General features: G+C 66.0%; 21 protein-coding genes, 2 tRNA genes, 3 rRNA genes and 1 other RNA gene. 16 read left to right on the top strand and 11 right to left on the bottom strand.

The features are described from left to right. Positions 1-45: 45 nt before the first annotated feature. The 3 genes from JGR64_RS11640 to JGR64_RS11630 all read left to right on the top strand — a co-directional run bounded on the left by JGR64_RS11640 (position 46) and on the right by JGR64_RS11630 (position 2,692). Complete coding sequence (locus JGR64_RS11640) at positions 46-624, top strand: adenylate kinase (RefSeq protein ID WP_199373528.1); 579 nt, start codon at positions 46-48, stop codon at positions 622-624. Then, positions 621-2,042: a UDP-N-acetylmuramate:L-alanyl-gamma-D-glutamyl-meso-diaminopimelate ligase gene (mpl, locus tag JGR64_RS11635; RefSeq protein ID WP_255529268.1), complete on the top strand. Its 1,422-nt coding sequence runs from the start codon at positions 621-623 to the stop codon at positions 2,040-2,042. The genes JGR64_RS11640 and mpl overlap by 4 nt, the downstream gene beginning before the upstream one ends. 89 nt (positions 2,043-2,131) lie before the next feature. Next, positions 2,132-2,692, top strand: a complete 561-nt coding sequence (locus tag JGR64_RS11630) for an LON peptidase substrate-binding domain-containing protein (protein WP_234446954.1) — start codon at positions 2,132-2,134, stop codon at positions 2,690-2,692. On the opposite strand, the gene JGR64_RS11625 is transcribed toward JGR64_RS11630, so the two are convergent. Continuing rightward, positions 2,689-4,707 (bottom strand): bifunctional DedA family/phosphatase PAP2 family protein, encoded by a 2,019-nt coding sequence (locus JGR64_RS11625; RefSeq protein WP_234446953.1) that lies wholly within the window; start codon positions 4,705-4,707, stop codon positions 2,689-2,691. The genes JGR64_RS11630 and JGR64_RS11625 overlap by 4 nt on opposite strands. 52 nt (positions 4,708-4,759) lie before the next feature. Here JGR64_RS11625 and JGR64_RS11620 point away from each other — a divergent pair, with 52 nt between their 5' ends. Genes JGR64_RS11620 through JGR64_RS11610 form a run of 3 tightly spaced genes read left to right on the top strand, consistent with a single transcriptional unit; the run spans position 4,760 to position 7,513 of the window. Further along, the gene (locus JGR64_RS11620; RefSeq protein WP_199373525.1) at positions 4,760-5,422 is read left to right on the top strand and encodes a serine/threonine protein kinase; all 663 of its coding nucleotides are present in this window, start codon (positions 4,760-4,762) and stop codon (positions 5,420-5,422) included. Positions 5,423-5,447: 25 nt separating this feature from the next. Continuing rightward, positions 5,448-6,266, top strand: a complete 819-nt coding sequence (locus tag JGR64_RS11615) for an NAD(P)-dependent oxidoreductase (RefSeq protein ID WP_199373524.1) — start codon at positions 5,448-5,450, stop codon at positions 6,264-6,266. Positions 6,267-6,271: 5 nt separating this feature from the next. Beyond that, a complete protein-coding gene (locus tag JGR64_RS11610; protein WP_199373523.1) occupies positions 6,272-7,513 on the top strand; it encodes an acetylornithine transaminase in 1,242 nt (413 codons plus the stop codon). A 93-nt stretch (positions 7,514-7,606) separates the two neighbouring features. On the opposite strand, the gene hemL is transcribed toward JGR64_RS11610, so the two are convergent. Both hemL and thiE read right to left on the bottom strand, forming a co-directional pair. Then, positions 7,607-8,896, bottom strand: a complete 1,290-nt coding sequence (hemL, locus tag JGR64_RS11605; RefSeq protein WP_199373522.1) for a glutamate-1-semialdehyde 2,1-aminomutase — start codon at positions 8,894-8,896, stop codon at positions 7,607-7,609. Beyond that, positions 8,896-9,579: a thiamine phosphate synthase gene (gene thiE / locus JGR64_RS11600; protein WP_199373521.1), complete on the bottom strand. Its 684-nt coding sequence runs from the start codon at positions 9,577-9,579 to the stop codon at positions 8,896-8,898. Before thiE ends, hemL begins: the two co-directional genes overlap by 1 nt. Before the next feature lie 47 nt (positions 9,580-9,626). Between thiE and JGR64_RS11595 the strand changes: the two genes are divergently transcribed. Next, positions 9,627-9,851, top strand: a complete 225-nt coding sequence (locus tag JGR64_RS11595) for a rubredoxin (protein ID WP_305067913.1) — start codon at positions 9,627-9,629, stop codon at positions 9,849-9,851. Between the two features lie 7 nt (positions 9,852-9,858). Here the strand turns inward: JGR64_RS11595 and JGR64_RS11590 are convergent, their stop codons facing one another. Further along, the gene (locus JGR64_RS11590; protein ID WP_199373519.1) at positions 9,859-10,311 is read right to left on the bottom strand and encodes a DUF192 domain-containing protein; all 453 of its coding nucleotides are present in this window, start codon (positions 10,309-10,311) and stop codon (positions 9,859-9,861) included. Positions 10,312-11,087: 776 nt separating this feature from the next. On the opposite strand from JGR64_RS11590, the gene JGR64_RS11585 reads away from it, so the two are divergent. The 7 genes from JGR64_RS11585 to JGR64_RS11555 all read left to right on the top strand — a co-directional run bounded on the left by JGR64_RS11585 (position 11,088) and on the right by JGR64_RS11555 (position 17,551). After that, positions 11,088-12,634, top strand: a 16S ribosomal RNA gene (locus JGR64_RS11585). A gap of 96 nt (positions 12,635-12,730) precedes the next feature. Further along, positions 12,731-12,806: transfer RNA gene (locus tag JGR64_RS11580), tRNA-Ala, on the top strand. A gap of 18 nt (positions 12,807-12,824) precedes the next feature. Continuing rightward, positions 12,825-12,901: transfer RNA gene (locus JGR64_RS11575), tRNA-Ile, on the top strand. Positions 12,902-13,133: 232 nt separating this feature from the next. After that, positions 13,134-16,015, top strand: a 23S ribosomal RNA gene (locus tag JGR64_RS11570). Between the two features lie 173 nt (positions 16,016-16,188). Then, positions 16,189-16,302: ribosomal RNA gene (gene rrf / locus JGR64_RS11565) — 5S ribosomal RNA — on the top strand. Together the 16S, 23S and 5S rRNA genes with 2 tRNA genes alongside form the textbook arrangement of a ribosomal RNA operon. A 177-nt stretch (positions 16,303-16,479) precedes the next feature. Beyond that, positions 16,480-17,016 (top strand): hypothetical protein, encoded by a 537-nt coding sequence (locus JGR64_RS11560; protein WP_234446952.1) that lies wholly within the window; start codon positions 16,480-16,482, stop codon positions 17,014-17,016. Between the two features lie 25 nt (positions 17,017-17,041). Beyond that, positions 17,042-17,551, top strand: coding sequence for a hypothetical protein (locus JGR64_RS11555; RefSeq protein WP_234446951.1), 510 nt, complete (start codon positions 17,042-17,044; stop codon positions 17,549-17,551). A gap of 46 nt (positions 17,552-17,597) precedes the next feature. On the opposite strand, the gene rpiA is transcribed toward JGR64_RS11555, so the two are convergent. From rpiA to JGR64_RS11520, 7 genes are all read right to left on the bottom strand, one after another. Continuing rightward, a complete protein-coding gene (gene rpiA / locus JGR64_RS11550; protein WP_199373516.1) occupies positions 17,598-18,245 on the bottom strand; it encodes a ribose-5-phosphate isomerase RpiA in 648 nt (215 codons plus the stop codon). After that, a complete protein-coding gene (locus JGR64_RS11545; RefSeq protein ID WP_199373515.1) occupies positions 18,245-18,718 on the bottom strand; it encodes an EVE domain-containing protein in 474 nt (157 codons plus the stop codon). Before JGR64_RS11545 ends, rpiA begins: the two co-directional genes overlap by 1 nt. Next, positions 18,715-19,305, bottom strand: a complete 591-nt coding sequence (locus tag JGR64_RS11540) for a 5-formyltetrahydrofolate cyclo-ligase (RefSeq protein ID WP_199373514.1) — start codon at positions 19,303-19,305, stop codon at positions 18,715-18,717. The genes JGR64_RS11545 and JGR64_RS11540 overlap by 4 nt, the downstream gene beginning before the upstream one ends. Before the next feature lie 44 nt (positions 19,306-19,349). Beyond that, positions 19,350-19,535, bottom strand: a non-coding RNA gene (gene ssrS / locus JGR64_RS11535) — 6S RNA. 92 nt (positions 19,536-19,627) lie between these two features. Continuing rightward, a complete protein-coding gene (locus JGR64_RS11530; RefSeq protein ID WP_199373513.1) occupies positions 19,628-19,921 on the bottom strand; it encodes a cell division protein ZapA in 294 nt (97 codons plus the stop codon). Then, positions 19,918-20,139, bottom strand: coding sequence for a TIGR02449 family protein (locus JGR64_RS11525; protein ID WP_199373512.1), 222 nt, complete (start codon positions 20,137-20,139; stop codon positions 19,918-19,920). Before JGR64_RS11525 ends, JGR64_RS11530 begins: the two co-directional genes overlap by 4 nt. Before the next feature lie 31 nt (positions 20,140-20,170). Beyond that, positions 20,171-22,384, bottom strand: coding sequence for a GGDEF domain-containing phosphodiesterase (locus JGR64_RS11520; RefSeq protein WP_199374331.1), 2,214 nt, complete (start codon positions 22,382-22,384; stop codon positions 20,171-20,173). 121 nt (positions 22,385-22,505) lie between these two features. On the opposite strand from JGR64_RS11520, the gene JGR64_RS11515 reads away from it, so the two are divergent. After that, positions 22,506-23,051 (top strand): UPF0149 family protein, encoded by a 546-nt coding sequence (locus JGR64_RS11515; protein ID WP_199373511.1) that lies wholly within the window; start codon positions 22,506-22,508, stop codon positions 23,049-23,051. Between the two features lie 56 nt (positions 23,052-23,107). Further along, positions 23,108-24,430, top strand: a complete 1,323-nt coding sequence (locus tag JGR64_RS11510; protein ID WP_199373510.1) for an aminopeptidase P N-terminal domain-containing protein — start codon at positions 23,108-23,110, stop codon at positions 24,428-24,430. Positions 24,431-24,441 lie beyond the last annotated feature (11 nt).

The following is a 24,441-nucleotide window of genomic DNA, read 5'->3' as shown; positions in this document are numbered from 1 at the left end:
CTACGCCGCGCCCGGTCCACGCCCTGTACGTTCATGGAGCAATCGATGCGACTGGTACTTCTTGGTGCGCCGGGTTCCGGCAAGGGGACACAGGCCGCGCGCCTGAAGGACCACTTGCAGGTCCCCCACATCTCCACCGGCGACCTGCTGCGGGCCGAAGTGGCCGCGGGCAGCCCGTTGGGCATGCAGGCCAAGGAGGTCATGGCGCGCGGCGACCTGGTGTCCGACGAGATCCTGCTTGGCATGCTGGAGGATCGCTTCTCGCGTGCCGACACCCATCACGGCTTCATCCTCGACGGCTACCCGCGCAACCTGGCGCAGGCCGCGGCGCTCGACGCGCTGCTGGTGCGCATCGGCCAGCCGATGGACGCCGCCGTGCAGCTCGAGGTCGACAACGAACTCCTGATCGAGCGCCTCGCTGGCCGTGCCCAGGCCGAAGGCCGCTCCGACGACAACCCGGAGTCGGTGCGCAAGCGCCTGACGGTGTACGACGAGCAGACCGCGCCGGTGATCGAGTTCTACCGGCAGCACGGCCAGCTCACGGTGGTGGACGGCGTGGGCGGCCTGGACGACGTCTTCAACCGCATCCTCGAGGCGATCGCGCCGTCGCATCCGGTCGGCTGAGCCACGTGAAGCTGCATATCCTCGGCATCGCCGGCACCTTCATGGGCGGCGTGGCCGCCCTGGCACGCGAACTCGGCCACGAGGTCGAGGGCAGCGACCAGGCGGTGTATCCGCCCATGTCCACCCAGCTGGAGCAGCTCGGCATCGCGCTCAGCCAGGGCTACGCGCCGTCCAACATCTCCGCCGGCTGCGACCAGGTGGTCATCGGCAACGCGCTGTCGCGCGGCAATGCGGCGGTGGAACACGTGCTCGACGCCGGGCTGTCGTACACGTCCGGCGCCGAATGGCTGCGCGAGAACGTGCTGCCGGGCCGCGACACGCTGGCGGTCGCGGGCACGCACGGCAAGACCACCACCACCACGATCCTGGCGCACCTGCTGGAAGCGGCCGGGCGCGCGCCCGGTTTCCTGATCGGCGGCGTGGCGGAGGATTTCGGCGTGTCGGCGCGGCTCGGGGGTACCGGAGTGGGCGCCGCAGGCGCGGGGGAACGGCCGCTGTTCGTGGTCGAGGCCGACGAATACGACACCGCGTTCTTCGACAAGCGTTCGAAGTTCGTGCACTACCGCCCGCGGGTGGCGATCCTCAACAACCTCGAGTTCGACCACGCCGACATCTTCCCGGACGTGGCGGCGATCCAGCGCCAGTTCCACCACCTGGTGCGCACCGTGCCGGGACACGGGCGCCTGGTGGTCAACGGCGAAGATGCGCGCCTGGCCGAGGTGCTGGCGATGGGATGCTGGACGCCGGTGGTGCGCTTCGGGCTGGACGCGGCCGCGGCGGTCGATGGCATTCCCTTCGACTGGAGCGCGCGCCTGCTGGCCAGCGACGGCAGCGCGTTCGTGGTCATGCGCAATGGTGCCGACGTCGGCGAAGTGCACTGGCCACTCCTCGGCCGCCACAACGTGATGAACGCACTGGCGGCGCTTGCCAGCTGCGACGCGGTGGGCGTGGACGTGCCGGGCGTGCTGCCGTCGCTTGCCGCGTTCCGCAGCGTGAAGCGGCGCATGGAGCTGCTGGGCGAGGCCGACGGCGTGAGCGTGTACGACGACTTCGCACACCATCCCACGGCCATCGCCACCACCCTGGCAGGCCTGCGCGCGCGCGTCGGCGGCGGCCGGATCGTGGTGGCCATGGAGCCGCGCAGCAATTCGATGCGACTCGGCGCGCACGCGGCGGCGCTGGCGCCATCGCTCGACGACGCCGACGCCGTGGTGTTCCTGCACCGGCCGGAGCTGGCCTGGGATGCCGGCGGCGTGGTCGCGGCGCTGCGCGGGGAAGGGCACGCGGTGGCCGATGCCGATGCGCTGCTGTCGCGCCTGGCGACGCTGGCGCATGCGGGCGACCACGTGGTCTTCATGTCCAACGGCGGCTTCGACGCCGCGCCGCGCCGCTTCCTCGACGCCCTGCGCGCGCGATAGTCGACGCGCGCGGCAATGCCAGCGCTGGTCGCGCTTAGCGCGGCCTGCACGCGGCGGCGGTTAAACTGCGCTGCATGGATGGCTTGCACGTGCTCCCCTTGTTCCCGCTGCAGGCGGTGCTGGTTCCCGGCGCCGCGCTCGGCCTGCGCATCTTCGAGCCGCGCTACCTCGACCTGGTCCGCGAGTGCGGACGCAGCGGCGAAGGCTTCGGCATCTGCCTGATCATGGAAGGCGGCGAAGCGGGTGCCCCGGCCACGCCCGCCACCTACGGAACCGAGGCGCTGATCGAGGATTTCGGCACCGGTGACGATGGCCTGTTGACCCTGTCAGTCCGTGGCGCGCGCCGTTTCCGCGTGGCGCGCAGCGATGTGCGCGACAACGGCCTCGTGGTTGCCGACGTCGAATGGCTCGCCGATGCCGCGGTGTCGCCGCGGCTGCGGCCCGAACACGCATTGCTGGCGACGTTGATCGAACGGATCGTGGACAAGGTGGGCAATCCGGCTCCCGGCAACGCCCGGTTCGACGACGCGGCGTGGGTGGGCTGGCGGCTGGCGGAGATGCTGCCGATGGACGAAGCGCAGCGGCTGGCACTGCTGCAGCTCGATGATCCGCACGCGCGGCTCGACGCGCTGCTGGCGGTGATCGGCTAGCGCGGCTGCTCTGGCGCGGCCGCCGCCGGGCGGCGCGTGAAGCTGCGCAACCGCAGCACCGGCTGCAGCGAGTCGGGGCGGTCGTTTTCGCGCGTGTCGAAACCGGCCAGGTCGGCGCGCACGCGCTGGTAGGCCACGCCGTCATACGCCTCGGGCAGCCACAGCCCGAACAGGTCGAACGGCCGCACGTAGGCCAGCGTCTGCGTGGTGCCGATCCATAGCGGCGTGCCGTCCACGAATTGCCGCGGTGCGCGCCACAGGCGCAACACCTGCAGCCGGTCGGGACCGACCCTGCGCCGCATGAGCAGCGACTCCGCCAGCGCGTCATAGGTCGCGGGCAACACTTTCTGCGCGTGTGGCGCGGTGTCGTCGTCGAGCAGGCGCAGGGTGTCCTTCCAGTCGGCCTGGTCCTGTATTTCCCATCCGCGCGCGCGCAGCCGCGCAGTCACCGGGGCCAGCGGACCGGCCACCTGCACGTCCAGCGGCCAGCGCTGGCTGGCATCGCGTTCCTTGCGCTGCGACGGCAGCGTGGCCCAGTCGGCCTGCCACCAGGCGGTGGCGTCGAGCGTGGCCGGCGCCTGCAAGGGCGCGAACTTGGCCAGCAGCGGATCGACCGCGCGCGGCGCGTGCCACAGGGCGGACACCATGAACGCGCCGTAGAACAGCGCCGCCAGCGGCCGCATCCAGAACGAGCGCGCCACGTGGCGGCGGTAGGCGATGCCGAGCACCAGCAGCCACACGATGCCCAGCAGCATGCCGCCGACCAGGTCGGTCAGCCAGTGCGCACCGAGGTACAGGCGTGCGAAACCGAGCACCGCGACCACCGCGCCGGACACAAGGTACGGCCACACCCGCTGCCGCCCGGGCAGCTCGCGCGCGATCAGCACCGCGAAGAAGCCGAAGGTGATGGTCGCCATGGTCAGGCCCACCGACGGAAAGCCGAAGCCGCTGAGCGCGGTCGGCGGCCGCGGCATGTCGATCGCCGCTTCCAGCGCTGCGGTCAGGGCGAGGCCGAAGGCCAGCGCCGCCATCCAGTGGGTGGCGGCCATCCAGCGCCGCCGCCACAGCAGCCACAGCGTCACCAGCCCCACCGGCCACACCAGCACCGACGGATCGCCGATCGACGCGAGCCCCGCCATCAGCCGGTCGGCCAGTGGATTGCGCAGCGCATACATCGCGTCATGCACGCGCAGGTCCAGCAGCAGCGGCCCGCCGCGCGCCAGCATCGTGGCCAGCAGCGCGAACCAGGCGACGCCGATCGCCAGCAGGCAGGCGGCGAGCAGCGCCAGCGATGCGGATTCGGGCCGCTGCGGCGAGATCAGTGCCACGGCATAGCGCCCCAGGCGCGGGTGCGCGCTGGTCCAGCGCAGCGCGCGCGCCAGCAGCGAATCGGCATGGCGGGCGAACCAGCGATAGGTGTAGAGCACGCCCGCCCAGGCGGCGGCGATGGCCACCAGCAGGGCGCCGATCACGATTGCCAGGCGGTCGGCCACCGCGGCCACCGCGTCATAGGCTTCGCCCAGCAGCCAGCCCGGGATCAGGAACAGAAGCGCCCAGCTGGCGGCGGCGACCGCGCTTGCCGGGATGTAGCGCCGCAGCGCCATGTGCGCCATGCCGGCGATCGCGGGCACGAACGGCCGCACCGGGCCGACGTAGCGCGCGATGAAGATCGATTTGATGGCGTTGCGCCGGAACAGCTGTTCGCCGCGGTCGAGCAGCTGCGGATACTTGCGGAACGGCCACACCGTGCGCAGCTGCGGGCCCCATCGGCGTCCGATCCAGAAGCTGGTGCCATCACCGATGAACGCGCCGAGGGCCGCGCAGGCCACCGCGTAGGGGCCGGAGATCTCGCCGAGGCCGATCAGCACGCCGATCGCGAACATCAGCGGCAGCGCCGGCACGATGGCGCCGAGCACGATCACCGCGTCGCAGAACGCGATGGCGAAGATCACCCAGCCCGCGGCGACGGGGTGGGTGCCGATCCAGGACACGATGCTGTCGAACCAGGCAGTCACCGGCGGCATTATGGCAGCCGGCGACGACGGTCGCGCCGCCTACAATGCGTTCATGGACCGCCGTGACGCCATCGAGATCCAGGCCCTCAAGGCCGACAGCTTCGGCCGCATCGCATTGATGCGGGGCGCGGCTGGCTGTTTCGTTCGCCGCGACCTGCGCCACGTGCCCGCGTGGCTGCGCCTGCCGGCGTGGTGGCTTGCGCGGCGCGAAGCTCGAGGCCTCCTGGCCGTGGCCGGAATGGATGCGGTGCCGCAGCTGCTGGGCTGGGACGGCCGCATGCTCGATCGCAGCTTCATGGATGGCGCGGCAATGTACCAGCGCCCGCCGCGCGGTGACCTCGCGTACTTCCGTCGCGCGCGCCGCCTGCTGCAGGCGCTGCACCGCCACGGCGTGGCCCACAACGACCTGGCCAAGGAAGCCAACTGGCTGGTGCGCGCCGACGGCACGCCCGCGGTGATCGATTTCCAGCTCGCCGTGCGCGGCGCGCCGCGCTCGCGCTGGATGCGCCTGCTGGCGCGCGAGGACCTGCGCCACCTCCTCAAGCACAAGCGCACCTATTGCCCCGACCGGATCACGCCCGTGGAGCGGCGCGTGCTGAAGCGCACCTCCTGGCTGCGCGACGCCTGGTTCGCCAGCGGCAAGCCGGTGTACCGCTTTGTCACCCGCAGGCTCCTCAAGTGGGAAGACAACGAAGGCCAGGGCCCCAAGCCTTGATCCACCCGCAGCAACGAGACCCCGCATGCACACCCTCGCCGGAAAAACCCTGTTCATCACTGGCGCCTCGCGCGGCATCGGCCTGGCGATCGCGCTGCGCGCCGCGCGCGACGGCGCCAACATCGCCATCGCCGCCAAGTCCGATGTCGCCAACCCGCGCCTTCCCGGCACCATCCATACCGCCGCGGCTGCGGTCACCGCCGCAGGCGGCCAGGCGCTGGCGCTCAAATGCGACATCCGCGAGGAGGACCAGGTGCGCGCCGCGGTCGCGGCCACGGTCGACACCTTCGGCGGCATCGACATCCTGGTGAACAACGCCAGCGCGATCTGGCTGCGCGGCGCGCTGGATACGCCGATGAAGCGCTTCGACCTGATGCAGCAGGTCAATGCCCGCGGCAGCTTCCTGTGCGCGCAGGCCTGCCTGCCGTACCTGCTCGAGGCGCCAAACCCGCACATCCTGACGCTGGCGCCGCCGCCGTCGCTGGACCCGAAATGGTGGGGTCCGCACACCGGCTACACCCTGGCCAAGATGGGCATGAGTTTCGTCACCCTCGGCCTTGCCGCCGAATTCGGCCCGCAGGGCGTGGCGGTGAATGCCTTGTGGCCGAAGACGATCATCGCCACCGATGCCTTGAACATGATTCCCGGCGTGGAGCTGGCGAATGGCCGCAGCCCGGAAATCGTGGCCGACGCCGCGCACGCGGTGCTGGTGCGCGAGGCGCGTGGCTTCCACGGCCGGTTCCTGATCGACGAGGAGGTGCTGCGCGAGGCGGGCACCACCGGCTTCGACAGCTACGCCTCCGACCCTTCGCAGCCGCTGCTGCCCGACCTGTTCCTGGACTGACCGCCATGGCGCACGACACCGCTACCACCGCGTCCCACGACCTGATCGCCCTAGGCGATCGCCACTACCTGCCGGTCTACCGCCAGCGTCAGGTGGTGCTGGAGCGTGGCCAGGGCGCGCGACTCTGGGACCGCGACGGCCGCGACTACGTGGATTTCGCCGCCGGCATCGCCGTGTGTGGCCTCGGCCACAACGATCCCGACCTGGTCGCCGCGCTGGTCGAGCAGGCCGGCAAGCTCTGGCACACCAGCAATGTCTTCCACAGCGAGCCGCCGCTGCGCCTGGCGCAGGAGCTGGTGGAGGCCTCGCGCTTCGCCGAGCGCGTGTTCCTGTGCAATTCCGGCGCCGAGGCCAACGAGGCGGCGATCAAGCTGGTGCGCAAGTGGGCCAGCGCCCGGGGGCGGGCGCCCGACCGGCGCGTGATCGTCAGCTTCCGCGGCAGTTTCCACGGACGCACGCTGGCCGCGGTCACCGCCACCGCGCAGCCGAAGTACCAGGCGGGCTACGAGCCGTTGCCGGGCGGGTTCCGCTACGTGGATTTCAACGACGTCGCGCAGCTGGAGTCGGCCATGGCCGGCGGTGACGTGGCGGCGGTGCTGCTGGAACCGATCCAGGGCGAGGGCGGGGTGATGCCGGCCGCCCCCGGCTTCCTGCAGGCGGTGCGCGCGCTGTGCGACCGCCACGACGCGCTGCTGGTGCTCGACGAGATCCAGTGCGGCATGGGCCGCACCGGCGCGCTGTTCGCGCATTGGCAGGACCATGTGGTCCCGGACATCGTCACCCTGGCCAAGGCGCTGGGCGGCGGGTTTCCGGTTGGCGCGATGCTGGCTGGCGGCAAGGTGGCCGCGGCGATGCAATTCGGCGACCACGGCACCACCTTTGGCGGCAATCCACTGGCCGCGGCCGTGGCGCGGGTGGCGCTGCGCAAGCTGGCGTCTGCCGAAATTGCCGCCAATGTCGAACGGCAGTCGCTGGCGCTGCGTGCAGGGCTGGCCGCGCTTGACGATGGACGTGGCCTGTTCGCGGCCATCCGCGGCCGCGGTCTGATGCTGGGCGCGGTGCTGGCACCGGCGTTTGCCGGGCGCGCCGGCGAGATCCTCGACCACGCCGCCGCGCATGGCCTGCTGCTGCTGCAGGCCGGCCCCGACGTGCTGCGCTTCGTGCCGGCATTGAACATCAGCGACGAAGAAGTGGCGGATGGGCTGCAGCGGCTCGGTGCGGCGCTGCGCGAGTTCCACGTGCCTTGAAGATCGGGCGCGCCGGGCGCCCGGAATATTGGGTGCCTGGCGATGGCATCCGTGCGGGCGCCGGCCTGTGCAGCCGGCGTTCCCCGCCTCGACTCAGCCCTTGGCGACGGCGAATGCCTCGCGCGCCGCGGCAATCGTCGCCGCGACCACCGTGTCGTCGTGCGCACCGGACATGAAGCCGGCCTCGAACGCCGACGGTGCCAGATAGACGCCACGTTCGAGCATGGCGTGGAAGAAACGGTTGAACGCCTCGCGGTCGCAGGCCATGGCCTGCGCGTAGGTGTCGACCTGTTCGCTGCTGAAGAACATCCCGAACATGCCGCCGACCCGCTGCGTGGTGAACGCCACGCCGGCATCGTGCGCCGCGGATTCGAGCCCGTCGCACAGCAGGTTGGTGCGACGCTCGAGTTCATCGTGGAAACCGGGCGCCTGCACGAGTCCGAGCATCGCAAGGCCCGCAGCCATCGCCACCGGGTTTCCGCTCAGCGTGCCGGCCTGGTAGACCGGCCCGGCCGGCGCGATCAGCTCCATCAGGTCGCGGCGTCCGCCGTAGGCACCGACCGGCATGCCGCCGCCGATCACCTTGCCGAAGGTGCTTAGATCCGGGACCACGCCGTAACGCGCCTGCGCGCCGCCGAGGGCGACGCGGAAGCCGGTCATCACCTCGTCGAAGATCAGCACAGTGCCGTGCCGCGTGCACAGCGTGCGCAGGTGCTGCAGGAACCCCGGGCGCGGCGGCAGGCAGTTGGCATTGCCGACCACCGGCTCCACGATCAGGCCCGCGATCTCGTCGCCACAGGCGTCGAACAGCGCGGTGGCGGCGTCGAAGTCGTTGTAGGGCAGGGTGAGCGTGAGATCGGCCAGCGCCTTGGGCACGCCCGGTGAGTCCGGTACGCCGAGGGTCAGCGCGCCGCTGCCGGCCTTCACCAGGAACGAGTCGCCATGGCCGTGGTAGCAGCCCTCGAACTTCACGATCCGCCCGCGCCCGGTGGCGCCGCGTGCCAGGCGGATGGCCGACAGCGTCGCCTCGGTGCCCGAGTTGACCATGCGCACCATGTCCATCGACGGCACCAGGCGGGTCAGCGTCTCGGCCATGGTGACTTCAAGGGCATTGGGCACGCCGAACGACAGGCCGTCGCGCGCGGTGCGCACCACGGCGTCCAGCACGGCGGGATGGTTGTGGCCGACCACCATCGGGCCCCACGAGCCGACATAGTCGATGTAGCGGTTGCCATCGACGTCCTCGATGTACGCGCCTTCGGCGCGCGCGGCGAAGAACGGCTCGCCGCCAACCGAGCGGAACGCGCGCACCGGCGAGTTCACGCCGCCGGGCATCAGTGCGCGGGCGCGGGTGAACAGGGCGTGGGAACGGTCGGTCTTCATCATGGGGTCCTTGTCTGGAAACGTGGCGATGTGGGTGCGTGGCCGCTGTCGGCGCTGCGCGCGGGTTGGAAGCAGGCGCGCAGGCGCTGGGCGGCGGAAACGGGATCGGCGGCATCGAACACCGCGCAGATCACCGCGAGCAGGTCCGCGCCGGCGTCGACCAGCAGCTGCGCATTGTCCGGCGTGATGCCACCGATAGCGGCGCGCGGCAGGCCCAGCGTGGCGGCGGCCGCCAGCACTGCGGGGTCGGCGCGGGGCGCCTCGGGCTTGGTCGCCGACGGGAAGAATGCGCCGAAGGCGACGTAGCTGGCACCTGCCGCCGCTGCGGCCTCGGCGCGCGCGAGCTGCCCGTAGCAGGAAGCGCCGAGGATGGCGCCTGCCCCAAGCGCGGCGCGCGCCTCGCAGATTGCACCGTCGCCACTGCCGAGGTGTGCGCCATCCGCGCCGATGTCGGCGGCGAGGCGCCAGTCGTCGTTGACCAGCAGCGGAACGCCGACGCGCCGGCACAGCTGCAGAAGCGCAGCGGCCTGTTCATGTCGCAACGGCGCATCGGCGCCCTTGTTGCGGTATTGCAGCAGGGCGGCACCGGGCAGGACGGCGGCGACGCGCGCAAGCAGTCGCGGCGTGTCGTTGTCGTCGGGTGTGATGAGGTAGAGGCCTCGCAATGCGCTACTCCGGTACACGGCTGGCGCCGTGGCGCGGCTTCCTGTCGCAGGTCGCCGGTGGGACAATGCCGGATTCCTCCAGCCAAGCGCATTATCCGATGAACGAAGTCGCCACGCAGACCGCCTACCGCACCTGGATGTGTGTGGTGTGCGGGTTCATCTATGACGAAGCGATCGGAATCCCCGAAGAAGGCATCGCCGCGGGCACGCGCTGGGACGACGTGCCGGACACCTGGACGTGCCCGGATTGCGGCGTCACCAAGGATGACTTCGAGATGATGGTCGTCTGATCGGCGCTCAGGGCGCCGTGCCGACGCCGGGGCCCAGGCGCAGCACCGCGCCATCCTCCAGGTTCATGCGCCGTGCCTCGCCGGCGTTGAGCTCGAGTACATAGCGCGCAGGCTTGCGGCTCGGGTAGGGCGGGCAGCGGTCGCCCGCGGAGCAGGGCGGGACATCGCGCTGCTGGGAGACCAGCCGCAGCGCTGCATCGAAGTACAGGATGTCGAGCGCGATCCGCGTGTTCTTCATCCAGTACGCCTGGCGCTCCTCGCGCTCGTGAATGAACAGCATTCCGTGGCCATCGGCCAATTCATCGCGGAACATCAGTCCGCGAGCGCGTTCTTCATCGTCATCGGCGATTTCCACCGTAAACCGCTCGCCGGCCAGCTCAACCCATGCGCTGGAGCTCGCGCATGCAGTGGTGAGCAGGGACATGGATGCAACAAGGAACGCAATAAACAGCTGACGCATGGCGCTTGCATCCGGAATCAGGGGTGGAAGCCAACATCTGCCAGCCCCGCACAGTGGTCAAGTGCGGGGCGCGCGAAAAACTTTCGATTGCCCCTTCACAAAGGCTCCGCCGCGCTGCACAATGCGCGCCCCGCCACGGAGCGGCCGGTACACACCGGCAACACCAGGCGGGGGAGGAAAAGAACGGCTTCACACGGTGTTGACGTTCTTCGAATCCGCGCTAATATGTGCGGCTCCCCTGACGGAACGGCCTCCGGGCCACGAAGACAAGGGAGGCTGAAATCAACTCCTCACAGGGTGTTGACGGAAGCAAAAACCGCGCTAATATGTGCGGCTCGCTTGACGGAAAGGCCTCCGGGTCACGACGGCAAACGAGGTTGAAATCAACGCCTCACAGGGTGTTGACGGAAACGAAAAACGCGGTAAGATGTGCGGCTCGGTTGACGGAAAGGCCTCCTGGCCACGAAGACAAACGAGGTTGAAATCAACGCCTCACACGGTGTTGACGGAAACGAAAAGCACGCTACAATGTGCGGCTCACCTCGGCGGAAACGACGAGGCGCGGGAAAAGGCGCTGAGGCCTCTCCCAGGATCTTTGAAAGTATGCGCAGGTGACTTGTGCGGGCGTCTGGCAAGTGGATGACTGTCCATTTGTAGATGTTCGTAACAAGAGCAAAGAATGATTCAAATGCAGAAATGCAAGCGAGTGATTTGAGCTCTGGTTCGACTTCTGCACTCAAAGCATTGGCGAGACCTTCGGGTCGGACCGAAAAACTTAAGTGAAGAGTTTGATCCTGGCTCAGAGTGAACGCTGGCGGCAGGCCTAACACATGCAAGTCGAACGGCAGCACAGTAAGAGCTTGCTCTTATGGGTGGCGAGTGGCGGACGGGTGAGGAATACATCGGAATCTGCCTATTTGTGGGGGATAACGTAGGGAAACTTACGCTAATACCGCATACGACCTACGGGTGAAAGCGGAGGACCTTCGGGCTTCGCGCAGATAGATGAGCCGATGTCGGATTAGCTAGTTGGTGGGGTAAAGGCCCACCAAGGCGACGATCCGTAGCTGGTCTGAGAGGATGATCAGCCACACTGGAACTGAGACACGGTCCAGACTCCTACGGGAGGCAGCAGTGGGGAATATTGGACAATGGGCGCAAGCCTGATCCAGCCATGCCGCGTGAGTGAAGAAGGCCCTCGGGTTGTAAAGCTCTTTTGTTGGGGAAGAAAAGCAGTCGGTTAATACCCGGTTGTTCTGACGGTACCCAAAGAATAAGCACCGGCTAACTTCGTGCCAGCAGCCGCGGTAATACGAAGGGTGCAAGCGTTACTCGGAATTACTGGGCGTAAAGCGTGCGTAGGTGGTTTGTTAAGTCTGATGTGAAAGCCCCGGGCTCAACCTGGGAATTGCATTGGATACTGGCAGGCTAGAGTGCGGTAGAGGATGGCGGAATTCCCGGTGTAGCAGTGAAATGCGTAGAGATCGGGAGGAACATCCGTGGCGAAGGCGGCCATCTGGACCAGCACTGACACTGAGGCACGAAAGCGTGGGGAGCAAACAGGATTAGATACCCTGGTAGTCCACGCCCTAAACGATGCGAACTGGATGTTGGGTTCAATTAGGAACTCAGTATCGAAGCTAACGCGTTAAGTTCGCCGCCTGGGGAGTACGGTCGCAAGACTGAAACTCAAAGGAATTGACGGGGGCCCGCACAAGCGGTGGAGTATGTGGTTTAATTCGATGCAACGCGAAGAACCTTACCTGGCCTTGACATCCACGGAACTTACCAGAGATGGTTTGGTGCCTTCGGGAACCGTGAGACAGGTGCTGCATGGCTGTCGTCAGCTCGTGTCGTGAGATGTTGGGTTAAGTCCCGCAACGAGCGCAACCCTTGTCCTTAGTTGCCAGCACGTAATGGTGGGAACTCTAAGGAGACCGCCGGTGACAAACCGGAGGAAGGTGGGGATGACGTCAAGTCATCATGGCCCTTACGGCCAGGGCTACACACGTACTACAATGGTTAGGACAGAGGGCTGCAAACCCGCGAGGGCAAGCCAATCCCAGAAACCTAATCTCAGTCCGGATCGGAGTCTGCAACTCGACTCCGTGAAGTCGGAATCGCTAGTAATCGCAGATCAGCATTGCTGCGGTGAATACGTTCCCGGGCCTTGTACACACCGCCCGTCACACCATGGGAGTTTGTTGCACCAGAAGCAGGTAGCTTAACCTTCGGGAGGGCGCTTGCCACGGTGTGGCAGATGACTGGGGTGAAGTCGTAACAAGGTAGCCGTATCGGAAGGTGCGGCTGGATCACCTCCTTTAGAGACATAAAGACAGGTAATTGCCTGTCAGGCGTCCGCACAAGTGACCTGCATCCAGGAGTTCCAAGGCCAACGGCCTGGAACCGACCCCGTTTCGGGGCCATAGCTCAGCTGGGAGAGCACCTGCTTTGCAAGCAGGGGGTCGTCGGTTCGATCCCGACTGGCTCCACCATCTGGCAGGAAACGAATCGGGTCTGTAGCTCAGGTGGTTAGAGCGCACCCCTGATAAGGGTGAGGCCGGTGGTTCGAGTCCTCCCAGACCCACCATTCCTGGATGTTTGATTGCGCATACTTATATAGATTTGAATCGGATCGGCATCGTGGCCGTTCCGTGTTCTTTTAAAATTAAGGACGTAGCGAGCGTTTGAGACGAATATCCAAACGTGTCGTAGAGGCTAAGGCGGGACCCTCGAGGTCCTAATAAATTGAGTGGTTATATTCATGTCCGTGCTTTGTAGGCATGGGCGGCATATGGCTCCGAGGCGACTTGGGGTTATATGGTCAAGTGAATAAGCGCACACGGTGGATGCCTTGGCGGTCAGAGGCGATGAAGGACGTGGTAGCCTGCGAAAAGTGTCGGGGAGCTGGCAACAAGCTTTGATCCGGCAATGTCCGAATGGGGAAACCCACTCCGCAAGGAGTATTGCATGGTGAATACATAGCCATGCAAGGCGAACCCGGGGAACTGAAATATCTAAGTACCCGGAGGAAAAGAAATCAACCGAGATTCCCCTAGTAGCGACGAGCGAACGGGGAGCAGCCCAAAAGTCGACTTGGTTCTAGGAAAACAGTCTGGAAAGACTGGCCATAGAAGGTGATAGCCCTGTATTCGAAAGGGCCTTGTCGATGAAAAATGAGTAGGGCGGGGCACGTGAAACCCTGTCTGAACATGGGGGGACCATCCTCCAAGGCTAAATACTCCTGACCGACCGATAGTGAACCAGTACCGTGAGGGAAAGGCGAAAAGAACCCTGGTGAAGGGAGTGAAATAGACCCTGAAACCGTGTGCGTACAAGCAGTAGGAGCCCTTCGGGGTGACTGCGTACCTTTTGTATAATGGGTCAGCGACTTACTGTTCGTGGCGAGCTTAACCGTATAGGGGAGGCGAAGGGAAACCGAGTCTGATAAGGGCGCATAGTCGCGGGCAGTAGACCCGAAACCGGGTGATCTAGTCATGGCCAGGGTGAAGGTTGAGTAACATCAACTGGAGGCCCGAACCCACGTCTGTTGCAAAAGACGGGGATGAGCTGTGATTAGGAGTGAAAAGCTAATCGAACCCGGAGATAGCTGGTTCTCCTCGAAAGCTATTTAGGTAGCGCCTCGCACGAATCTTCTTGGGGGTAGAGCACTGTTATGGCTAGGGGGTCATTGCGACTTACCAACCCATGGCAAACTCCGAATACCAAGACAGACTATGCGGGAGACACACGGCGGGTGCTAACGTTCGTCGTGAAAAGGGAAACAACCCAGACCCACAGCTAAGGTCCCAAATTCACTGCTAAGTGGAAAACCATGTGGAAAGGCACAGACAGCCAGGAGGTTGGCTTAGAAGCAGCCATCCTTTAAAGAAAGCGTAATAGCTCACTGGTCGAGTCGGTCTGCGGGGAAGATTTAACGGGGCTAAGCAGTGAACCGAAGCTTGGGGTGCATAACTTTGTTATGCGCGGTAGAGGAGCGTTCCGTAAGCCTGCGAAGGTGGATTGAAAAGTCTGCTGGAGGTATCGGAAGTGCGAATGCTGACATGAGTAACGATAATGGGGGTGAAAAGCCCCCACGCCGAAAGCCCAAGGTTTCCTTGCGCAACGTTAATCGACGCAGGGTGAGTCGGCCCCTAAGGCGAGGCAGAAATGCGTAGTCGATGGGAAGCAGGTTAATATTCCTGCACCTCGCACAAGTGCGATGGAGGGACGGAGAAGGCTAGGTCTACCGGGCGTTGGTTGTCCCGGGGAAAGCAGGTAGGTGGATCCCTTAGGCAAATCCGGGGGGTCATTAACACCGAGCAGCGAGACGAGTCCATTAGGACGAAGTGACTGATGCCACGCTTCCAGGAAAAGCTCCTAAGCTTCAGCTTGTGCAGACCGTACCGTAAACCGACACAGGTGGGTAGGATGAGAATTCTCAGGCGCTTGAGAGAACTCGGGTGAAGGAACTAGGCAAAATGGTACCGTAACTTCGGGAGAAGGTACGCCCTTGTTCGTGGCTGCATGCGCAGCTGAGCGAATGAGGGCCGCAGATACCAGGCCGCTGCGACTGTTTATCAAAAACACAGCACTCTGCAAACACGAAAGTGGACGTATAGGGTGTGACGCCTGCCCGGTGCTGGAAGGTTAATTGATGGGGTCAGCCGCAAGGCGAAGCTCTTGATCGAAGCCCCAGTAAACGGCGGCCGTAACTATAACGGTCCTAAGGTAGCGAAATTCCTTGTCGGGTAAGTTCCGACCTGCACGAATGGCGTAACGACAGCGGCGCTGTCTCCACCCGAGACTCAGTGAAATTGAAATCGCTGTGAAGATGCAGCGTTCCCGTGGCAAGACGGAAAGACCCCGTGAACCTTTACTATAGCTTTACACTGAACGTTGAGTTCGTCTGTGTAGGATAGGTGGGAGGCTGTGAAACCCTGGCGCTAGCTGGGGTGGAGCCAACCTTGAAATACCACCCTGTCGTGCTTGACGTTCTAACCTAGGTCCGTTATCCGGATCGGGGACCGTGTATGGTGGGTAGTTTGACTGGGGCGGTCTCCTCCCAAAGAGTAACGGAGGAGCTCGAAGGTACGCTCAGCGCGGTCGGACATCGCGCACTGTGTGCAAAGGCATAAGCGTGCTTGACTGCAAGATCGACGGATCAAGCAGGTACGAAAGTAGGACTTAGTGATCCGGTGGTTCTGTATGGAAGGGCCATCGCTCAACGGATAAAAGGTACTCCGGGGATAACAGGCTGATACCGCCCAAGAGTTCATATCGACGGCGGTGTTTGGCACCTCGATGTCGGCTCATCACATCCTGGGGCTGTAGTCGGTCCCAAGGGTATGGCTGTTCGCCATTTAAAGTGGTACGCGAGCTGGGTTCAGAACGTCGTGAGACAGTTCGGTCCCTATCTGCCATGGGCGTTGGAGATTTGAGAGGGGCTGCTCCTAGTACGAGAGGACCGGAGTGGACGAACCTCTGGTGTTCCGGTTGTCACGCCAGTGGCATTGCCGGGTAGCTATGTTCGGAAGCGATAACCGCTGAAAGCATCTAAGCGGGAAGCGCGCCTCAAGATGAGATCTCCCGGGGCACAAGCCCCCTAAAGGAACCATCAAGACTAGGTGGTTGATAGGCAGGGTGTGTAAGCACAGCAATGTGTTGAGCTAACCTGTACTAATGATCCGTGTGGCTTGACCATATAACCTCAAGTGGCCTTGGACTCGACGACGCGTCGATGTTCGGCACAAAAGTTCGCTACGTCCTTATCTATTCGCCGAAGGCGCACCTGCATGCAGGTACGCTCGGAGGCAACCAACGAGAGCGTGTGCGCGTAAAAAGCCAATCCACCGGCCCGCGACCCTCCACCCTCTCCCTGGTGACAATAGCTGTATGGAACCACCCGATCCCATTCCGAACTCGGAAGTGAAACGTACATGCGCCGATGGTAGTGTGCATCTAGCATGCGAGAGTAGGTCATCGCCAGGGTTTTTACCCCAAAACCCCGCAGCCCAAGGCTGCGGGGTTTTTCTTTGTGCGTCGTTGGCGCGCGGTGCGGGCTGATCGAGTGCCCGCATTCGCGAAGGCCGCTGCACGATCATCTTTGCTCCTTGCCTGGCGTGCGGCGCTCAGCTAACGTGTGCGGCTCCCTGGTAATTGGACGTAATGCTCATGCTTCGTGCCCGCAGCTTGTTGTCCCCGGTGTTTCTCGCCCTTGTAGCCAGCGCGGCGGCGGCGGGTGCGGCCGAATTGCCGCGTGTGGACGTGCAGGGCGCGTCCGGCATGTGCCGGGCCGCGACCGCAGCGTTTGCGGCGGGCGCGCGTTACCGGCCGCTTGGCCTGGCAAACGAATCGGAAAGCCAGATTTTCGTGACATGCAACTGGCAGGGCGATGATCACCAGGATTCGGTCCGCGGCTCGAAGCGCCTGTACGTGGCGATCACCAACAACAGCTCGGACGCACAGAGCTATACGTGCACCCTTGTGAACGGGCATCAGACTGGCGCGTCAATCTTCGCGACCTACGTCCCCAAGACCGTCAGCATCGAAGCGGGGGCGGGCGCCGAAATCACCTGGGTTCCCTCGGAAGTGGCCAACGCCAAGCCGTCGGGCATCGATCGCCCGTCTTTGAGCTGCGTGCTGCCTCCGTCCTCCACCATCCAGTACACCGGTCGCGAGTACAACGAAGATGTCGGCGCCTGAGTTTCGCGGGCTTCGTCCCGCTGCCTTGGCTGCACTGCTCGGGTTGTTTGCGGCCGCGCCTTCTGGCGATGTGGCTGCAGCGGAGGTTTTCCGCTATGACTTCCAGGGAGCTTCCGGCATTTGCCAGCCCGCGCTGAGCTCGCATGCGGCGACGTTGCGTGCGCGGCCGCTCGCTTTCGTCAATGAGGGTGAAGCCACGGCGTTCGTGACGTGCACCTTCCGGGGCGACCCGCGTGCTGGCGCTCGAGGCGCGACGAAGGTGCTGGCGCACGTGGGCAATGTCGGCACGGCGGTCGCTGCCGTGAGCTGCACGTTTGTTGAAGGGCGGCAGCTCGGCGGGCAGTCGAATGCCGTCTACCGCACCAAGTCGACGAGCGTTTTCGGCGGCTCCCCAGGTACAGCGCTCACGTGGCAGCCCAGCGAGATTGCGGGTGGCCCCGAGCTGATCTACCAGGCCGCGGTGCAATGTGCGCTCGGACCGGGCGGTGCCCTGCATTACATCAGCGTCTTCTACGACGAGGACATCGGGTCCTGACCCGCCGCTGCCGCAGCCTCGTGCTGCGGCAGCTCGCGTCGCGTCGCTAGCGCACGACCACCGGGTCACCGCCGACGATCACCACGTCGGCCGCGCGCCGGGCGAACAGGCCCACACTGACAACGCCGGGAATCTGGTTGAGCTCGCGTTCCAGCGATACCGGGTCGGTGATCGCCAGGCCGTGGATGTCGAGCACCCAGTTGCCGTTGTCCGTCTGCACGCCCTGGCGCCAGGCCGGGTGGCCGCCCGTACGCGCGACGATCTCCCGTGCCACCAGGCTTCGTGCCATCGGAATCACTTCGATCGGGAGGGGGAAGCGCCCCAGCACTTCGACTTCTTTTGAAGGATCGATGATGCAGACGAAGGTTTTCGCGGCCTCGGCGATGATCTTCTCGCGCGTCAGCGCCGCGCCACCGCCCTTGATCAGGCGCTTGGCCCTGTCGCACTCGTCGGCGCCGTCGACATACAGCGGGATCGGCCCACAGGCGTTGAGGTCAAGCACTTCGATGCCGTGACCGCGCAGGCGCTCGCTGCTCTGCTCCGAGCTCGAGACCGCGCCGGCGATGCGATCCCTCATGCCGGCAAGCGCGTCGATGAAGAACGCCACCGTGGATCCGGTTCCGACTCCGACGATCATGCCGTCCTCGACGAATTCAATGGCCTTTTCGCCGGCCAGGCGCTTTCCTTCGGACATCACAGTTCCAGGGAGAGGATGATTTTCCATTGCGCCGCGGTCACCGGCAGTACCGACAGGCGCGTGCCCTTGCGGATGAGCGCGAAGTCCTCGCCCAGCGCTTCCGCCTGGCCTCTGATGGCGTCCAGCGGGACGGGCCCGGCAAGCTTGCGCACGAAGCCGACGTCGACCAGCATCCAGCGCGGCTCTTCACGGCTGGCCTTGGCGTCGAAGTACTTGGACTTGGGCTCGAACTGGGTCGGATCCGGATACGGCGCGCTGGCGACCTCGGCCACGCCGTAGACGCCCGGGACGTCGCAGTTCGAGTGGTAGAACAGAACGCCATCGCCGGGCTTCATGCCGTCACGCATGAAATTGCGCGCCTGGTAGTTGCGCACGCCGGTCCAGGGCTCGGTGCGGACGCGCTCGAGATCGTCGATCGAGAAGTCCTCGGGTTCCGACTTCATCAGCCAATAGCGTTTACGGTTGCTCACGTTTCGTTCGCGGGGCGTAGGTAGGTGGCGCGTTCGGTGCAGACGGCGTCGAGCTGCACGTCCCAGTCTTCGCGCGGCAGGTCGCCATCCGACTGCTGGAACGCGAACCCGGCCCCGACCAGCCACGGCGGGGCCGCAGTCTGGTGGCGAAACGCGAAGCTGCGATCGTACCAGCCGCCACCCATGCCCAGCCGGTGGCAACGCGCGTCAAACGCCACCAGCGGAACCACCACAAGGTCGAGCTGCTCCGGCGCCAGCAATGCCTCGGTGGCCACGTCGGGCTCGGGGATGCCGTGGCGATTGGCGACCACCGGATCTCCCGCGCGCCAGGGGGCAAACCGCAGGCGGCCATCCTCGTGCAGGACGGGCAGGCAATAGGTGCAATGGTCTGGCAGGCGCAGCTGCCAGGAATGCAGCGGGATTTCACCGTCGCTGGCCCAGTAGCCGGCCACCACGCGGACTGAATCCGGTGCCATGGCAAGCAGCTGGTCGGCAAGTCCGGATGCGGCGCCGATACGCGCCGCGGGCGGCACGTCGCGGCGCGCGCGGCGCGCTTCGCGACGCAGGATCGCGCGCGCCTCAGTCATGCCGACCGCAGCGCGCGTGCGCTGCGCGGGACCAGGCAAGAGATACGTCCTCCACCATGCCGATGCGAGCCAAACGACCTTGAACCCGGGGTTCAAGTGGGGACGCTTGGCGGCCTTCGGGCTTTCCGCTCGTGGGCGGACATGCGCGCCAGGCTTCCGTCGCGCCCCCGTGGTCGTCATTAAGGGACAAGGCGTATGTTTGAGCGCGCCGTCGAACACGGCAGAGGACGCGCCCGAAGTATACCGCGCTGCCTTCGCGCGACGGGTCCGCCCGTCGGTTTGCGTTCATGCGCGAACGCTGCTCGATACGGGCCACGCGGATTCAGGCATCGAGCAGTGCGTCGAGCTTGACCTGCAGCACCGACAGCACGCGCGCCAACTCACGCTCGCGACGTTCACTGTCGGCGCGTACCTGTTCGAGTTCATGCGCCAGGTTGAGCGCCGCGAGTACAGCGACGCGATCGACCGCGGCCATCCGGTTGGCGCCGCGCGCCTCGCGCATCCGTGTATCGAGCAGGCGCGCGGCCGACATCAGGCCCTCGACTTCGCCACTGCCCACGCCGACGGTGTACTCGCGGTCGAGCACCCGGACGGTGACCGCCTCGTTGCTGCTCACGTGTGCTGCTCCAGCGACTTCAGGCGCGCGATCATGGCCTCGACGCGGCTGCGCGCCTGCTCGTTCCTGGTCAACAACTGGGAACGTTCGCCGGCGAGCTGCTCATGCTGCTGGCGCAGGCTGCGGTTCTCTTCGGCAAGCTTGCGCGCGCGCGTGGCAAGTTCGTCGAAGCGTTCGCCAAGCCGCTGCAACTGAGCGATCACGTCGGGGGTGTCCATCAGCGCACGATAGGCAGGCGCGGGAGGGTGGTCAAGGCGCGGCGCTGGAGAGGCGCACCACGCTGCCACCCGGTGGCCGCCGGTTGCGGATGAATGCCATGCAGGCAGTGGCCTCGAGCGGTGGAGACAGCCAGAAGCCCTGGATCTCGTCACAGCTGTGGTGGGCGAGGAACTCCGCCTGTGCCCGCGTCTCCACGCCTTCGGCGACCACGTTCAGGCCCAGCGAGTGGGCCATCGCGATCACGGTGGTGGTGATCGCGGCATCTTCCGGGTCGGTGGTCAGGTCGGCGATGAACGTCTTGTCGATCTTGATGGTGGTGATCGGAAGCCGCTTGAGGTACGCCAGCGAAGAATAGCCGGTGCCGAAATCGTCGATCGCGAGGGATACGCCCAGCTCGCGGAACGCCTGCAGCTTGACCACGGTCTGCGCGGCATTGGCCATGAGCACGCTCTCGGTCAGTTCCAGCTCCAGTGCCGAAGCCGGGACCCCGGTGTCGTCGAGCACGCGACGCACCACCTCGGGGAAATCGCCACGCAGCAGCTGCAGCACCGAGACGTTGACGGCCACGGTCAGGTCGGTGAGGCCGTGCTTGTGCCAGCGGCGCAGGGCCAGACAGGCTTCGCGCAGCACCCACTCGCCGATCTCGAGGATCATCCCGCTCTCCTCGGCCAGCGGAATGAAGTCGGCGGGCTGCACTTCGCCGTGCTCGGGGCTGTGCCAGCGCAGCAGCGCCTCGGCACCGGTGATCTGCGAGGTGGCCAGCGCCTGGCGCGGCTGGAACACAACCCGCAGCTCGTTGCGGTCCAGCACCTTGCGCAGCGCGCCGGCCAACGTGGCGCGTTGCCGGATCGCCGCCTCCATGGTCTCGTCATAGCGCATGAAGGTGCGCCGCCCCGCGGCCTTGGCCTGGTACATCGCGGTGTCGGCGTGCTTGAGCAGCTCGGTCGGCACCTGGCCATGGTCCGGGTACAGGCTGATGCCGATCGACGGCGAGACCGCGACTTCCTGGCGGTCGTCGAGGATCAGTGGCGCTTCGAACGACATGATGATCTCGCGGGCGACGCGGTCCGCTTCGTCGGCGTCCTCGAGGTTCTCGAGCACCGCGGTGAACTCGTCGCCCGCCAGCCGCGCCACGGTGTGGTGCTGCCCCACCGTCTGCTGCAGGCGCGCGGCCGCGGCGCGCAGGATGCGGTCGCCGGCAGCGTGCCCAAGCGAGTCGTTGATGTCCTTGAACCGGTCGAGATCGAGGAACAGCACTGCGATCCGCGACGACTCGCGGCGCGCACGCACGATCGCCCGAGACAGGCGCTCCGACAGCAGCGACCGGTTGGGCAGGTTGGTCAAGGTGTCGAAATTCGCGAGGTAGCGCAGCTCCTGTTCAGCGCGCTTCTGCAGCGTGATGTCGTTGAGCACGAACACGTACAGCCGCTCGCCGTCCGCCTCGCTGCCGAGAACGGTGGCTGCCTCGATGGCGCACAGGAACTCCTCGCCATCGCGGCGCCGCTGCCACATCTCACCGGAGTAGCGCCCGTCACGGGCCACCAGGCTGCGGATGTGGCGGTAGAACGCCGGGTCGTGCTGCATGCTGTCGAGCAGGTCGGCACCGCGGCCGGCGACGTCGGCGGCCTGGTAGCCGGTGATGCGGGTGAAGGCGGGGTTGACCGAGATGAAGTTGAAGTCGCGGTCGAGCACCGTGACCGCTTCGTTCATGCTGCGCAGTACTTCGCTGGCGATCTGGCGTTCGCGCTCCACGTCGCGGCTCTTGCTGATGTTCAGCGCGGTGCCGGCGACGCGGACGATGTTGCCGTCGGCATCGTGCTCCACGGCGCGGCCGCGGGCACGGACCCAGACCCAGTCGTCGCCGGCAGCGTCGGAGCGCACGCGGTGTTCGGATACGAATTCGCCGCTGGCGCCGTCGACGTATGCGCGCATCAGTTCTTCTACCCGGGGCAGGTCGTCGTCATGGATGACTTCGACGACGTCACGCGTGGTGCTCGAGACTTCCCGGGACTGGCCGCCGGGTTCCTGCGCGAGCAGCAGCCGGACCATCTGTCTGGTCGGCAGGTGGATGTCCCAGTAGCGCTCGCCGGTCGCCCACAACGCCATCTTGAAGCGCTCCTCGCGGTCGCGAAGCTGCGCGACGTGGACGCGATCGCGGCGCTGGCGGAGCAGCAGCGCCGAGCACGCCACGGCAAGTGGCAACGCCACCAGCGCTGCAATCAAGAAGCCCATGTCGGTGAGCATGGTCAAGCCGTTGTTCCCCTTGCGGCCAATTGCAGCAGCAGCGCAGTGTAGGCACGCATGAGGGGCGGCAACAAGCTTGGTGGCGGCGGTATAGTGCCGTGTCCCCCTGAATGTCCTGGCCATGTCCGCAACGCTCCCCACCCTGTCTGAAATCGATCGGGCCTGCCGCGAGGCATCGCTGGGCACCAGCGCACCCGAACTGCATGGCAGCCTCTGCGGCTGGCTTGCCGGCGGAGGCGACAGCAGTGGCCATTGGCTGGCGAAAGTGATGGTGGACGACGCGCTTCCGGTGCCCGCACCCGGCGGCGTGCTGGACCGCATGCGCGAAGTCACCGCTGCGCAGTTCGAAGACCGCGATTTCGGCCTGGCGCTGGTGTCTCCCGGCGAGGAGGCCTCGCTGGCCGAGCGCAGCGGCGCGCTGTTCGACTGGTGCCGCGGTTTCGTCGGCGCGTTCGGGCTCGCGGCGGGTCACGATCCGAAGTTGTCGGAAGAAGGTGCCGAGGCGCTGTCCGACCTCGCCCGGCTGGCACGCGCAAGCGCACAGGACGATGGCGACGAGGAAGACGAGCAGGCGCTGGCGGAGATCGAGGAATTCGTGCGCGTGGCCGCGCTGCTGCTGCACGGTGACTGCGCGCTCGCCGCGCGCCACCGCGGTCGCCTCAACTGACCGGTTCCGACGAAACCCGCTCCGGCTTTCCCCGGTTGCCACAAGCACTGCCGAACATGCCCACACCTCCCAGGATTCCCGTTGCAAGCTATGCGCGACGTCGTCGCCAGTTGATGCGACTGGCAGGCGACGATGCGATCCTCGTGCTGCCTGCGGCGCCAGAGCGCGTCCGCAGCCGCGACACCCACTATCCGTACCGCCAGGACTCAGACGTCCTGTACCTGAGCGGATTCGCGGAACCCGATGCCGTGCTCGTGCTGGTGCCGGGGCGCAGCCACGGCGAGAGCCTGCTGTTCTGCCGCGAGCGTCACCCCGAACGCGAGGCGTGGGATGGCCCGCGCGTTGGCCCCGAGGGCGCGGCGGACGCGCTGGGCGTGGATGACGCCTATCCGATCGACGACATCGACGAGATCCTGCCCGGGCTCATCGAAGGGCGCCGCCGGGTCTATTACCACTTCGGCCGCGATACCGACTTCGACCTGAAGCTGATCGGCTGGGTCAACCAGGTCCGCGCCCAGGTGCGCCACGGAGCCCAGCCGCCGCACGAGTTCCTCGAGCTCGGCCACCTGCTCGACGAGATGCGCCTGTCGAAGACCGCCGAAGAGCTGAAGCTGATGCGGCATGCCGCCGAGGTCAGCGTGCGTGCGCACGAGGCGGCGATGCGCGCCGTGCGCCCAGGCATGCGCGAGTACGAGCTGCAGGCTGAGCTTGAGCGGGTGTTCCGTGCCGCTGGTGCCGAGCCGGCGTATGCCAGCATCGTCGGTGCCGGTGCCAACGCCTGCGTGCTGCACTACCGGGACAACAACGCGTCAGTGCGTCGCGGCGACCTGGTGCTGATCGACGCCGGCGCCGAGTATCGCGGCTATGCCGCCGATATCACCCGCACGTTCCCCGCCGATGGCCGCTTCACCCGCGAGCAGCGCGCGCTGCATGACCTGGTCGGGGCCGCCCATGCGGCCGCGCTGGCGCAGGCGCGCCCGGGCGTGCCGTACGAGGCCGGGCACAATGCCGCGGTCGACGTACTCGCTGACGGCATGCTGTCGCTCGGACTGCTGCAGGGAAAGCACGAGGACGTCGTCGCAAGCGGCGGTTACAAGCGCTTCTATCCGCACAAGACCGGCCACTGGCTCGGCCTCGACGTCCACGATGTTGGTGACTACCGCATCGAGGGGGCGTCGCGGCTGCTCGAGCCGGGGATGGTGTTCACCATCGAACCCGGCATCTACATTCCGCCGGGCGACACCAGCGTCGAGCCCAGGTGGCGCGGCATCGGCATCCGCACCGAAGACGACGTGGCCATCACCCGCGACGGCCACGAGGTGCTGACCGCCGGGCTCGCGCGCAGCGCCGACGAAATCGAAGCGTTCATGGCGCGCTGAGGCGCGCCCCG

Origin of the sequence: Luteimonas sp. MC1572 (assembly GCF_016615815.1) — a bacterium.
Taxonomy (GTDB): domain Bacteria; phylum Pseudomonadota; class Gammaproteobacteria; order Xanthomonadales; family Xanthomonadaceae; genus Luteimonas.
This window is presented reverse-complemented; position numbering and strand designations above follow the sequence as displayed.

Coding starts and splice junctions, on each gene's coding strand:
- rpiA (WP_199373516.1), bottom strand. CDS start 18,245: ATGTCCGAAGGAAAGCGCCTGGCCGGCGAAAAGGCCATTGAATTCGTC.
- JGR64_RS11515 (WP_199373511.1), top strand. CDS start 22,506: ATGTCCGCAACGCTCCCCACCCTGTCTGAAATCGATCGGGCCTGCCGC.
- JGR64_RS11610 (WP_199373523.1), top strand. CDS start 6,272: ATGGCGCACGACACCGCTACCACCGCGTCCCACGACCTGATCGCCCTA.
- hemL (WP_199373522.1), bottom strand. CDS start 8,896: ATGAAGACCGACCGTTCCCACGCCCTGTTCACCCGCGCCCGCGCACTG.
- JGR64_RS11510 (WP_199373510.1), top strand. CDS start 23,108: ATGCCCACACCTCCCAGGATTCCCGTTGCAAGCTATGCGCGACGTCGT.
- JGR64_RS11595 (WP_305067913.1), top strand. CDS start 9,627: ATGCCGGATTCCTCCAGCCAAGCGCATTATCCGATGAACGAAGTCGCC.
- JGR64_RS11590 (WP_199373519.1), bottom strand. CDS start 10,311: ATGCGTCAGCTGTTTATTGCGTTCCTTGTTGCATCCATGTCCCTGCTC.
- JGR64_RS11615 (WP_199373524.1), top strand. CDS start 5,448: ATGCACACCCTCGCCGGAAAAACCCTGTTCATCACTGGCGCCTCGCGC.
- JGR64_RS11640 (WP_199373528.1), top strand. CDS start 46: ATGCGACTGGTACTTCTTGGTGCGCCGGGTTCCGGCAAGGGGACACAG.
- JGR64_RS11540 (WP_199373514.1), bottom strand. CDS start 19,305: ATGACTGAGGCGCGCGCGATCCTGCGTCGCGAAGCGCGCCGCGCGCGC.
- JGR64_RS11525 (WP_199373512.1), bottom strand. CDS start 20,139: ATGGACACCCCCGACGTGATCGCTCAGTTGCAGCGGCTTGGCGAACGC.
- JGR64_RS11620 (WP_199373525.1), top strand. CDS start 4,760: ATGGACCGCCGTGACGCCATCGAGATCCAGGCCCTCAAGGCCGACAGC.
- JGR64_RS11520 (WP_199374331.1), bottom strand. CDS start 22,384: ATGCTCACCGACATGGGCTTCTTGATTGCAGCGCTGGTGGCGTTGCCA.
- JGR64_RS11560 (WP_234446952.1), top strand. CDS start 16,480: ATGCTCATGCTTCGTGCCCGCAGCTTGTTGTCCCCGGTGTTTCTCGCC.